The 8,603-nt window shown below is 68.3% G+C and carries 9 protein-coding genes; 7 read left to right on the forward strand and 2 right to left on the reverse strand.

The features are described 5' to 3' along the window. Positions 1–15: 15 nt before the first annotated feature. Positions 16–1,098 (reverse strand): A/G-specific adenine glycosylase, encoded by a 1,083-nt coding sequence (gene mutY / locus GH681_RS12600; RefSeq protein WP_228111891.1) that lies wholly within the window; start codon positions 1,096–1,098, stop codon positions 16–18. Positions 1,099–1,197: 99 nt separating this feature from the next. Here mutY and GH681_RS12605 point away from each other — a divergent pair, with 99 nt between their 5' ends. The 5 genes from GH681_RS12605 (at position 1,198) to GH681_RS12625 (ending at position 4,150) form a co-directional block, all read left to right on the forward strand. After that, positions 1,198–1,689 carry a flavin reductase family protein gene (locus GH681_RS12605; RefSeq protein ID WP_153161838.1) on the forward strand — a complete coding sequence of 164 codons (492 nt, stop codon included), beginning with the start codon at positions 1,198–1,200 and terminating at the stop codon, positions 1,687–1,689. After that, a complete protein-coding gene (locus GH681_RS12610) occupies positions 1,689–2,471 on the forward strand; it encodes an alpha/beta fold hydrolase (protein WP_153161839.1) in 783 nt (260 codons plus the stop codon). The genes GH681_RS12605 and GH681_RS12610 overlap by 1 nt, the downstream gene beginning before the upstream one ends. Before the next feature lie 32 nt (positions 2,472–2,503). Next, positions 2,504–2,875 carry a diacylglycerol kinase gene (locus GH681_RS12615; RefSeq protein WP_153161899.1) on the forward strand — a complete coding sequence of 124 codons (372 nt, stop codon included), beginning with the start codon at positions 2,504–2,506 and terminating at the stop codon, positions 2,873–2,875. Positions 2,876–2,881: 6 nt separating this feature from the next. Continuing rightward, positions 2,882–3,079 carry a hypothetical protein gene (locus GH681_RS12620; RefSeq protein WP_153161840.1) on the forward strand — a complete coding sequence of 66 codons (198 nt, stop codon included), beginning with the start codon at positions 2,882–2,884 and terminating at the stop codon, positions 3,077–3,079. Between the two features lie 66 nt (positions 3,080–3,145). Beyond that, a complete protein-coding gene (locus GH681_RS12625; RefSeq protein ID WP_153161841.1) occupies positions 3,146–4,150 on the forward strand; it encodes a nucleoid-associated protein in 1,005 nt (334 codons plus the stop codon). A gap of 488 nt (positions 4,151–4,638) precedes the next feature. On the opposite strand, the gene GH681_RS12630 is transcribed toward GH681_RS12625, so the two are convergent. Further along, complete coding sequence (locus GH681_RS12630; RefSeq protein WP_153161842.1) at positions 4,639–5,685, reverse strand: RNA methyltransferase; 1,047 nt, start codon at positions 5,683–5,685, stop codon at positions 4,639–4,641. Positions 5,686–6,106: 421 nt separating this feature from the next. On the opposite strand from GH681_RS12630, the gene GH681_RS12635 reads away from it, so the two are divergent. Beyond that, a complete protein-coding gene (locus GH681_RS12635; protein WP_228111892.1) occupies positions 6,107–7,810 on the forward strand; it encodes a ShlB/FhaC/HecB family hemolysin secretion/activation protein in 1,704 nt (567 codons plus the stop codon). A gap of 59 nt (positions 7,811–7,869) precedes the next feature. Beyond that, the gene (locus GH681_RS12640; RefSeq protein WP_153161843.1) at positions 7,870–8,601 is read left to right on the forward strand and encodes a SapC family protein; all 732 of its coding nucleotides are present in this window, start codon (positions 7,870–7,872) and stop codon (positions 8,599–8,601) included. Positions 8,602–8,603: the final 2 nt, after the last annotated feature.

Consider the following 8,603-nt stretch of genomic DNA (forward strand, 5'->3'; position numbering starts at 1 on the left):
GGGCCGGCTGGGGGTTCAGCCGGTAGCGCGCTGCAGCGCCTCCAGCACCTTGCGCACCGGCGTCGGCAGGGCCGCGTCGGCCAGCGCGTCGAGCGGCCACCAGTCGAGCCCGTCCGCGTCCCGCACCCCGTCGCCGGCAGCCACCTCCACCCGCTCCGGGGCCAGATGCAGCACGAAGTGGGTGAACACATGGCGCAGCCCCGGCAGCGGCGCGACCCGCGTCACCGGCAACCCAAAGCGCCGGGCGACCCATTCGGCCGTGTCGGCGCCTTCGGGCAGCTCCGGCAGGCTCTGCAGGCCGCCCCAGATGCCAGCCGGGGGGCGGCGCTCCAGCAGCACCGCGCCGTTCGCGACGATCACCGCAAAGCGGCCGTGGCGCTCGGGCACGGCTTTCTTCGGGCGCGGGGTGGGCAGTTCGGCCACTCGGCCGTCACGCAGGGCCACGCAGCCGTCGGCGAGGGGGCACTGCCCGCAGCGGGGCTTGCCACGGGTGCACAGGGTGGCGCCCAGGTCCATCTGGGCCTGGGTGTAGATGTCCACGTCGCGCTCGGGCAGCAGGGCCTCGGCGAGATCCCACAGGGCGTTTTCCACCGCCTTGGTGCCGGGAAAGCCGTCGATGCCGAAGGCCCGGGCGAACACGCGCTTCACGTTGCCGTCGAGGATCGCCGCGCGGGTGCCGTAGCTGAAGGCGCTGATCGCCGCGGCGGTGCTGCGGCCTATGCCCGGCAGCTCGGCCAGCAGCGCCGGGTCGGCCGGAAAGGTGCCGCCGTGGCGGGTCATCACCGCCTGGGCGCACTTGTGCAGGTTGCGGGCGCGGGCGTAGTAGCCCAGGCCGCTCCAGCGGGCCAGCACATCCTCCACCGGCGCGGCGGCGAGGCTTTCGAGGGTCGGGAAGCGTTCCAGGAAGCGCGCGTAATACGGGATCACCGTCTCCACCTGGGTCTGCTGGAGCATGATCTCCGACAGCCACACCCGGTAGGCGTCGCGGTTCTGCCAGGGCAGGTCGTGGCGGCCGTGGTGGCGCTGCCAGTCGATCAGGCGGCGGGCGAAGGGCGTGCCGGGAAAGGGCGCGATGCCCGCGGGCCAGGATTTGTTCACCGCAGCATCCCCTCGACGCTCGCCGGGCGGCGCGTGATAATCGCGCCTCCCCAAACAGGTTGCCGGGCTGCAAACTTGCCCGGCCAGTCCGATTTCATCATGAATGCTCCCAAGAACGACCCGGCGGTGCGCGCCTTTCGCGACACGCTGGGCATGTTTCCTACCGGCGTGACGGTGGTCACCACCCGCGACGGCGCCGGCCGGCCGGTGGGCCTCACGGTCAGCTCCTTCAACTCGGTGTCGCTGGTGCCGCAGCTTGTGGTGTGGAGCCTGTCCAGCCACCTGCAGCTGGTGCCGGCCCTTGAAAACGCGCCAGTGTACGCGATCAACGTGCTCGCCGAAGACCAGCAGGAGCTCTCCAACCGCTTCGCCAGCCGGGTGGAAGACCGCTTTGCCGGCGTCGAGTTCACCGACGGCGAGGGCGGCGTGCCGCTGCTCGCCGGCTGCTGCGCCCGCTTCGTGTGCCGGCCCCATGCGCGCCATCCGGGCGGCGACCATATCGTCTTCATCGACGAGGTGATCCGCTTCGACCGTGACGCCGACAAGAAGCCGCTGCTCTTCCAGGGCGGCGCCTACCAGCGCCTCGCCTGATGGCTGCCCCGCGCTGGATCGAGACCGGCGCCGGCCCCCGCGGGCTGCTGTTCCTGCACGGGGTGAGCGGCGGCGCGAAGGGTGCGGCGTCGATCCTGCCGGCGATCACCCCGCCGGGCTGGCGCGGGCTCGCGTGGGACATGCCGGGCTACGGCGCCAGCGCGCCCATCGACCCGGTGGATTTCGACGGCTATGCGGCGGCGGTGGTCGACCTGCTCGACGCCGCGGAGCTCGATCGCGCGGTGCTCGTCGGCCACAGCATGGGCGGGATGATCGCCCTGCAGACCGTCGCGCGCTTTCCGGCGCGTGTGTCCGGGCTGGTGCTGGCGTGCTGCACGCCGGCCTTCGGCGCGCCCGCGGGGCCGCTGCAGCAGGCCTTCCTGGCCCGGCGCATCGGCCCGCTCGATGAAGGCGCGACCATGCGCGACATCGCGGTGGACCTGATCCCGACGATGGTCGGGCCGGATGTCGACCCCGAGGTGCTTCATGCCGCCGTCGACGTGATGGCCGACATCCCGCCCGACAGCTACCGCGCCGCGATGCGGGCGCTGGTGCGTTTCGACCAGCGGGCCTCGCTCGCCGCCATCGACGTACCGGCGTTGGTGGTGGCGGGCCTGCATGATCAGGTTTCCCAGCCACAGGTGGTGCGCCGCATGGCCGACATGATCCCCGAGCGGCGCTTCGTGGCGCTGGATGCCGGGCATCTGGCGCCCTTCGAGGTGCCCGAGGCGTTTGCCGCCCAGGTGCAGCGCTACCTGGCCGATCACATCCCTGTCACCTGAGCCCCGCAGGCTTGCCGATTTTTGCCATCGCCATGAACGAGAGCCCCTTCAAAGGCAAGACCGGCATCACCCGGGTGTGGAACGCCTTTCATTATTCGATGGCCGGCCTCGCCGCCGCCTATCGCAACGAAGACGCCTTCCGCCAGGAGGTGTGGCTGGCCGCGGTGCTGGTGCCGCTGGCCCTGTGGCTGCCCACCAGCGGCATCGGCAAGGCGCTGATGATCGCCAGCGTGCTGCTGGTGATCCTGGTCGAGCTGGTCAATTCCGCCGTCGAGGCGGCGGTGGACCGCATCTCCTTCGAGCAGCACCACCTTGCCAAGCGCGCCAAGGACATCGGCAGCGCCGCGGTTTTCGTGGCGCTGGTGAATGCGGTGGTAGTCTGGGGGCTCGTCCTGTTTGGTTAAGCACCCATGAAGCCTTCCCGCAAACCCTGCGTCAATTGCACCTGCGCCACCACCGGCTTCTGCCCGCGGGGCGTGGGCGCCAACATCCCGCCCGAGCTTGCCGCCGCCCAGCCGGCTGCGCCGGCAAAGAAGCCCACCGCGGCCGAACTGCGCCGCGAGCAGCTCCGCCAGCTGCCCGGCAACCGCAAGAAGATGCGTTTCTGAGCGGCCGCGGGCAGCACGCCCGCACCGCTTCTCACCTCAATCATCACCCGCAGCACCCGTCCCGCCATGGAACAGACCCACGTCATCTCCGCCCTCGTCATCCACCGTCTCGCCCGCCTCGGCGAAGGGCCGTCCCGCGTCCAGCCCCGGCCGGCGCCCAACGTCATCGACGCGCCGGCGGTGGGCCTGATGGAGCGCCTGTGCCGCCACTTCGCCGAGCGCCCGGGCAAGGGCTACGGCTGCTTCGAGCGGGACGAGCACAACTTCCCGATGATCAATCTGGTGCGCCGTTACACCCGTGACGGCAGCCTGGATTTCCCCGCCTTCAGCGCCGAGGCGCTGGCCCACCTGCAGCAGCGGGTGGATGAGGATGGGGTGGAAGAGGCCGGCTTTCTGGTCATCGCCCGCGCCACCATCTTCGGGGCGGACTGCCTGTACTTCGCGCTCCTGCAGGAAACCGTCGGCTCGGTGATCGACGATGGCCTCGCCATCCACGACAACCCGCACCTGGATTTCTCGGGCCTGCAGGTGGCCGGGCGCATCGACCTCACCGCCTGGCAGGCCGGCGCCGAGCGCTACATCGCCTTCCTCAAGGGGCGCGGCGACGTGGCCGGCTGGTTCAAGCGCTTTCTCGGCTGCACCGACGTGGTCATCGCTCTCAAGGAGACCAAGAAGCTCGTCGAGACGCTCACCCACTTCGCCGACACCCAGCAGCTCGAAGCCCCGGCCCGCGACGAACTGCTGGAGCGCGCCCACCTGGTGCTTGAGGAGATGCACGAGAGCGGCGCACCGCTGGATCTCGCCAGCGTGGCCGAGCAGGTCTTCCCCGACGCGCCCCAGAAGCTCGTCGAGCGCCTGCAGGACGAGGCCGTCGACCTCGCCACCGGCTTCGTCCCCGACAAGCGCGCCCTGCGCCCGCTGATCCGCTTCAAGGCCGCGGCGCAGGACTGGAAGCTGGAATTCGAACGCGCCGGCCTGCGCTCGGGCACCGTCCAGTACGACCCGACCAACAACACGCTGGTGCTCACCGATGTGCCGGAAGGGCTGCGGAAGGTGTTGATGGAGGGGTGAGTCCGTTGTTTTTTCTTGGCGAGAGGGTCCGTCAATTTCGATGAACGAACTTCACTCGACTATCGAGACTAAATTCCGAATTTGAGAAAAAATGAAAGACTTTTTCGCGTTCTTAGTCGTACTCGTTGTGGCCGTGATTTACTTTGTGATGGTCGCGGCTGGAACTAAAACTAGAGGTACGTACAAAATCAGGACCATAAATGGGTGGAGAACGAGAGACAGCGGAGATAGGGATGCCTTAATTCTGATCTTTTTGGTCCTCCTGCTGCTTACTGCGTTGACTAAATGCACTAATTAGTTCTGTAGGACTACAAAGGGACTTCCCCCACCCGCCCGGCGGGTTAGCCCGTCAGGGTGTAACCCGACACACCTCCCACGTTATCAACACGCAGCGCCGACGCGCTGTCGAGCCGCCCGCGGGGCCTTCGGATCTGGCGTGACGGGGGCGGCGCTTCCATGTCGGGTCACGCCCGCTTGGCCAACCCGATCTACGATCTGCTCACGAACTTCACCGGCGCCTCTGCCGGCCGGGTTTCGTCGCCCAGCACCCGCGCCCGCAGCTGCCCGCAGCCCCCTTCCACGTCCTGCCCCGCCGAGTTGCGCAGCTTGGTGAGGATGCCGCGGCGGTGGAGCTGGCGGGCGATGTCGGCGGCCTTGTCCCACGCCGGGCGGCGGAAGGGCAGGTCGGGCACCGCGTTGTACGGGATCATGTTCATGATCGCGTACTTGCCCGCGAGCAGGCGGACGATGCCGTCCAGCTCTTCCGGCGTGTCGTTCACCCCGTCGATCAGCGTCCATTGGTACTGGATCGGGTAGCCGGTGCGGCGGGCGTAGGTTTCGCCCAGTTCCACCAGCTCGTCCGGGCTGATGCGCGGAGCCTTGGGGAGCAGTTCGAAGCGCAGATCCGCGCGGCTGGTGTGGAGTGACAGCGCCAGCGCCGGCTTGACCGTGAGCGTGGGCAGGCGCTCGAAGACGCGGTGATCCCCCACCGTGCTGAACACCAGGTTCTTGTGGCCGATGCCGCCCTCGGTGCCGAGGAGCTGGATCGCCTCGATCACGTTTTCCATGTTGTGGGCGGGCTCGCCCATGCCCATGAAGACCACCTTCTTCACCGCCCGCTGGCGCCGCGCCAGCACCACCTGGGCGACGATCTCCGCGCTGCCCACCTGACGCAGCAGGCCGTCCCGGCCGGTCATGCAGAACACGCAGCCCACCGCACATCCCACCTGACTCGACACGCACAGGCCGTCGCGGGGGAGCAGCACGCTCTCCACCGTCTGGCCGTCGGGCAGCTGCACCAGCAGGCGCGCCGAGCCGTCCTCGGCCGGGTGCTCGGAATGCAGCCGGGCGAGGCCGTCGAGCTCGGCGGTGAGCGCCGGCAGGGCGTCGAGCACCGCCTGGGGCAGGTTCGGGCCGCGCCGGGCCGGGCCGGCGGAAAGGGGCAGGGCGTGCGTCCACGCGCGCAGGACGCGCTGGATGTGCACGGGTTTGGCGCCCAGATCGGCAAGGCGCTGGCGGAGATGTTCGATGCGCATGAGGGGCCGAATGATATGCCTTTTCCGCTGCCGTTTCAGGGGTTTGGCGTCGACGCATGCCCACCCGGCCGGCGTGCGCCGTGCCCTTGTCCGTCCGCCCGCGCGGCCATTTAGGCAAAACCCCTATCGATTATGTCTAATTTAACGAATTTGAGGTATTGCGTCTGGCGTGGTTCCCATTTTGAGCATCGCCAAGGTGGCCGTTGATCAGCAAAATATCATTGATATAAAACATAAAAATGTTAAATGTGCGGCCTTGGAATGGCATTTCAAGGCAAGCGCCGACAATCATCAATAAATGCAAATTTGAAAAAAACGAGAAAGATGGTATTTTTGCGTCCGTTCAGGGCTCGATGAAGTTGGTGACAGGTCGCTTTTTGGCCTGCCGGTGCCCGTCAGCCACAGATTGCCGAGGTCCATCTTGCATAGCCAAACCCACCCGACGACCCTTGCCGTCCTCGCCCTGGCCCTCGCCAGCGGCATCGGCGCCGCCCAGGCCCAGAGCGCCGCCCCCGATGCGGGCTCACTGATGCAGCAGATCGAGCGCGGCCAGCAGCCCAACCTGCCCCAGGTCCGCCGACCGAGCGTTGCCCCCCAGCCCGAGATGAAGCCCGTCAGCGGCATGGTCATCACCGTCAGCCGCTTCCGCTTTGTGGGCAACACCCTGCTCGACGAGAGCCGCCTGCAGCCCGCGGTGGCCCCGTGGGTCGGCCGGCCGCTGGATTTCAGCGAGCTGCAGAAGGCCGCCGCCGCGGTGGCCGCGGTGTACCGCGACGCCGGCTGGGTGGTGCGCGCCTACCTGCCCAAGCAGGAGATCGAGAACGGGGTGGTCACCATCCAGATCGTCGAGGCCGTGCTCGGCAGCGTGCTGATCGAAGCCCCCGAGAGCCTGCGCCTGTCCCCCGAGGTGGCGCGTCGCATGGTGTCCGCCGCCCAGCAGCCCGGCCAGCCGCTCAATGCCGAAGCCGTCGACCGCGCCCTGCTGCTGGTGGATGACCTGCCCGGCGTCACGGTGCAAGGCAACCTGAAGGAAGGCGCCAACGACGGCGAGACCGACCTGCTCCTCAACATGGAGCCGGAGCCCTTTCTGAGTGGCGACGTGGGCTTCGACAACACCGGCTCGCGCTCCACCGGCGGCAACCGCGTCACCGCCTCGCTGTTCGCCGGCAGCCCCTTTCGCCTGGGCGACCAGATCGGCGTGAACCTCATCAAGAGCGAAGGCAGCGAGTACGTGCGCGGCGTGTATTCGCTGCCTGTCGGCAACCAGGGCTGGCGGCTCGGCGCCAACTACTCGGGCCTGCGCTACGACGTGGTGACGCCGGAGTTCTCCAGCTACAAGCTGCGCGGCCGCTCCAGCAGCGCCGGGGTGGATGCCAGCTACCCCATCGTGCGCAGCCGCATGAAGAACCTCTACCTGCGCTTCGCGTGGGATCGCAAGAGCTACTACAACGAATCCCTCGACGCGGCCACCAGCGACTACGGCATCAACGTGGCCAGCGTCGGCCTGTCCGGCAACGCCTTCGACAGCCTCGGTGGCGGCGGCGCCACCACCGGCGCGCTGACCCTCTCGTCGGGCAAGGTCGATCTCGGCGGTTCGCCCAACCAGGTGTCCGACGCCGCCGGCGCCAACACCCAGGGCAGCTACCAGATCTACCGCTACGCGCTCAACCGCCTGCAGGCGATCACCCCGGACCTCACCCTCTTCGCCGCCTGGAGCGGCCAGATGGCCAGCCGCAACCTGGATTCCGGCGAGCGCTTCTACCTGGGAGGCGCCAACGGCGTGCGCGCCTACCCGGCCAGCGAGGCCGGCGGCTCCGAAGGCGACCTGATCAACCTCGAGCTGCGTTACCGCCTGCCCGCGAACCTGTCCCTCACCGGCTTCTACGACTGGGGCCGGGTCAAGGTCAATCACAACAACGACTTCACCGGCGCCGCAGTCAAGAACAGCCTGGAACTCCAGGGCGCCGGCATGAGCATGGCCTGGGCCTCGCCCTTCCGCGCCAACTTCCGGCTCACCTGGGCCCACCGCATCGGCACCAACCCCAACCCGACCGCCACCGGCAAGGACCAGGACGGCACCAAGGACCTGAACCGCTTCTGGTTCATGGCCACGCTCCCGTTCTGACCCGCCCCGCGATCCGCCTCCGACTTCCCGTTCCCTCCCAGCCTACGGACCACAACACCATGACCACTCTGCTCTTCTACAAGAACGTCGTCGCCCTCGACCGCAACCAGCACGCCGCCCTCAAGCTCAAGCCCGCCGACAGCCTCGACTTTGCCGGCCACGCCACCAGCCTGCCCATCGTCATCGGCGAATTCGCCGAAGTGGCCCGCCAGAGCCCGATCGCCTTTCTGCGCGTCGAAAACGGCGACCTCGTGCCGGTGGCGCTCACCGGCCTGCCCGGCGGCCGCAACCTCTACGTGGACGACGACGGCAAGTGGACCGCCCCGTACATCCCGGCCTTCGTGCGCCGCTACCCCTTCGTCTTCGCCGAGACCGGTGAAGACCAGCTGACCCTGTGCGTCGACCGCGACTTCGAGGGCTTCAACGAAGCCGAGGGCGAGCCCCTGTTCGACGCCGCTGGCGAGCCGGCCGCGCCGATCCAGGGCGCCCTCGAGATGCTCACCGAGTTCCAGCGCCAGAACATCCTCACCCGCCAGTTCGTCCAGCACCTGGAAGAGGCCGGCATCCTGATGGAAGCCCAGGCCAGCGCCGCCCTCAACGACGGCCGCAACTTCACCCTGCAGGGCCTGCTGGTGGTCGATGAGGCCAAGCTGCGCGAGATCCCCGAAGACACCCTCAAGGCATGGTTCGCCACCGGCGAGCTGGGCCTGATCTACGCCCACCTGCTGTCCCTGGGCAACCTGCTCGAACTCCTTCGCCGTCAGCCCGCGCCCTCCGGCCTGGCCAACTGATC

It is taken from the genome of Zoogloea sp. 1C4 (genome assembly GCF_009469605.1).
In the GTDB taxonomy this organism is placed as follows: domain Bacteria; phylum Pseudomonadota; class Gammaproteobacteria; order Burkholderiales; family Rhodocyclaceae; genus Zoogloea; species Zoogloea oryzae.

What these genes read in the sequence shown, in the direction of transcription:
- GH681_RS12605 (WP_153161838.1), top strand. Translation starts at nt 1,198, where the DNA reads ATGAATGCTCCCAAGAACGACCCGGCGGTGCGCGCCTTTCGCGACACG.
- GH681_RS12610 (WP_153161839.1), top strand. Translation starts at nt 1,689, where the DNA reads ATGGCTGCCCCGCGCTGGATCGAGACCGGCGCCGGCCCCCGCGGGCTG.
- GH681_RS12615 (WP_153161899.1), top strand. Translation starts at nt 2,504, where the DNA reads ATGAACGAGAGCCCCTTCAAAGGCAAGACCGGCATCACCCGGGTGTGG.
- GH681_RS12620 (WP_153161840.1), top strand. Translation starts at nt 2,882, where the DNA reads ATGAAGCCTTCCCGCAAACCCTGCGTCAATTGCACCTGCGCCACCACC.
- GH681_RS12625 (WP_153161841.1), top strand. Translation starts at nt 3,146, where the DNA reads ATGGAACAGACCCACGTCATCTCCGCCCTCGTCATCCACCGTCTCGCC.
- GH681_RS12630 (WP_153161842.1), bottom strand. Translation starts at nt 5,685, where the DNA reads ATGCGCATCGAACATCTCCGCCAGCGCCTTGCCGATCTGGGCGCCAAA.
- GH681_RS12640 (WP_153161843.1), top strand. Translation starts at nt 7,870, where the DNA reads ATGACCACTCTGCTCTTCTACAAGAACGTCGTCGCCCTCGACCGCAAC.